The sequence below is a fragment of the uncultured Campylobacter sp. genome, from assembly GCF_937997595.1.
GTDB lineage: Bacteria > Campylobacterota > Campylobacteria > Campylobacterales > Campylobacteraceae > Campylobacter_B.
The window spans coordinates 1-1,968 of record NZ_CALKTS010000087.1 but is presented as its reverse complement, the minus strand read 5'-3'; the positions used below and the strand labels follow the sequence as shown (position 1 = coordinate 1,968).

The 1,968-nt window shown below is 52.4% G+C and carries 3 protein-coding genes and 1 pseudogene; all 4 read right to left on the bottom strand.

Annotated elements, in window-relative coordinates:
- Positions 1 to 317: 2Fe-2S iron-sulfur cluster-binding protein (locus Q0614_RS03210; protein ID WP_298786491.1), on the bottom strand; the 317-nt coding region annotated here is incomplete at its 3' end.
- Between the two features lies 1 nt (position 318).
- Complete coding sequence (locus Q0614_RS03205; protein WP_298786486.1) at positions 319 to 1,026, bottom strand: hypothetical protein; 708 nt, start codon at positions 1,024 to 1,026, stop codon at positions 319 to 321.
- Entirely contained in the window at positions 1,023 to 1,253 is a 231-nt protein-coding gene (locus Q0614_RS03200; RefSeq protein ID WP_177386790.1) for an NADH-ubiquinone oxidoreductase subunit E family protein, read from the bottom strand. Before Q0614_RS03200 ends, Q0614_RS03205 begins: the two co-directional genes overlap by 4 nt.
- A pseudogene (locus tag Q0614_RS03195) lies at positions 1,250 to 1,968 on the bottom strand (NADH-quinone oxidoreductase subunit D); the annotation flags it as partial. The gene Q0614_RS03200 and the pseudogene Q0614_RS03195, both read right to left, overlap by 4 nt.

Below are 1,968 nucleotides of genomic sequence, written 5' to 3'. Positions count from 1 at the left end.
TCGCACTCGCCGCTTTGATCGCAAACCCCGCACGCCATCGGATGGTTGATGCAATAAACCTGCGCAATCGCCTCGCGCTCGGCGTCGATCTCGGGGCTGCGGCTGTAAACGACCATGCCATCCTTGGCCTTGGCGTTGCAGCTATAGACGCGCTTGCCGTCCGCTTCGACCATACAAAGCCTGCATGCGAGCGTCGGCGTACCGCCGCTTAGATAACAAAGCGCAGGGATAAAAACGCCGCAGCGACGCGCGACCTGCAAGATATACTCGCCCTCGTCGCACTCGCAAGCTTTACCGTCGATCGTGATCTTTGCCATTTTAAACCTTAGAAATTTCGGCTAGTTCGAAATTATAACCGCCAAAGCCCTGCCCGCCCGAGCCCAAAAGCGCGATCGTGCCCTTTAGCTCCTCATCCAAAATAAATTCTTTTTCCAAATTTAAATGCGGCGTTTTGATACGGACGCGATCGCCGTCCTTGATCTTTGCGACCATGCAAAAATACCTTCCGCCGATGAGCCGCTCGTCCGCATCGTGTTTGAAAACCACGGCGCCGTCGAAATTCTCAGGTTCTTTAAGGGGGCTTAAATTTAACCGCTCTTGTGCGCCCAAGTCCGCTCGCTCGCCGCGTAAGCTTAAAATTTTAATCCCGAATTTTGCCGCTATGATAGATATAAAAGCTCTGATATTTTCGGCGTCCAGATGAGTTTTAACGAGCGCATCCTCGATCAAAAGCGCGTCGCAGCCGCTTTGCAGAAACTCCGCGATCTGCTCGATCTCCTCCTCGCCCACGCTGCTTTCGCCGCTTAAGTACTCTAGATCTAGATCCGCGAAATAGGGCTCGTCGCAAAAACTAGCGCAGATTAGCGCCAGCACGAAGCTTTGCGCGCCGATTTCGCATTTTATCAGCTCGCCGGGAAGATGCGGATCTTGCAGCGGCGATACGCTTAAAATTTCAGCGCTCTGAAAACTGGCTGCGAGCGCGGGATTTTGCAGGCTAAGCAGCGACGCGAAATTTAAAATTTTCATCCTCTCCCCTTTTTGGCGACGACCATCCAATCGACTTGGTTATAACGGATCGAGCTTAATAGCGTGGAATTTAGCCCCTCCACCAGATCGGCGCTCTTTTGAACCGCGCTGAAATCGCCCATCTCAAACATAAAGATCATCGTCTCGCCGCGAGCGGAATTTTTTAAAATTTCGCCCATGCGGTTTAAAAACTTATCGCCCAGATGCCTCAAATCGTAGCGCTTCATCGATCCACCTCGCCTAAAATAATATTAGTGCTGCCGATGATCGCCGCGGCGTCGGCAAGATACTGCCCGGGTAAAATTTCCTCATAGATCGCGCAGTGCCAAAAGCTCGGCGTGCGGATCTTAAGGCGATACGGGCAGCTTTCGCCCATCGAGCGGATATAAAATCCAAGCTCGCCCTTAGGACTCTCGCTCGCGGCGTAAATTTCGCCCACGGGCGGGCGCAAACCCTGCGTAACCAGCACGAAATGCTGCATCAGCGAGTAGTTTTGCGTCATGATCTGCTCTTTGCTCGGATTTACGTAAGCGGGATCGATCGCTAAAATTTGCGGATCGCTTAGCGGATAGTGCTTCGCGCACTGGCGCAAAATTTTAAGGCTCTCGCGCATCTCTGCCATATAACACTTATAGCGCGCGTAGCAATCGCCCTCGCTCGCATACGGCACGTCAAAATCAAGCTCGTCGTAGATGAGATAGGGCTCCTCTTTGCGGATATCCCAAGCATGTCCGCTAGCGCGGAGCGTCACGCCGCTACAGCCGCAGCTAAGGGCATCTTCGTGCGAGATCACGCCCACGCCCTCGGTTCGCATCAGCCAAATTCTATTCGTATCGAGCATATCTTCAAATTCTTTAATATCGCTCGGGAATTCGTCGCAAAATTTCAACATCTCTTCTAACCAGCCGTTAGGCAGATCCAAAAAGACGCCGCCGATTTTGA

Bases quoted from the DNA above. Each gene is read 5' to 3' on its own strand.
- Q0614_RS03200 (WP_177386790.1), bottom strand. From the start codon at position 1,253: ATGAAGCGCTACGATTTGAGGCATCTGGGCGATAAGTTTTTAAACCGC.
- Q0614_RS03205 (WP_298786486.1), bottom strand. From the start codon at position 1,026: ATGAAAATTTTAAATTTCGCGTCGCTGCTTAGCCTGCAAAATCCCGCG.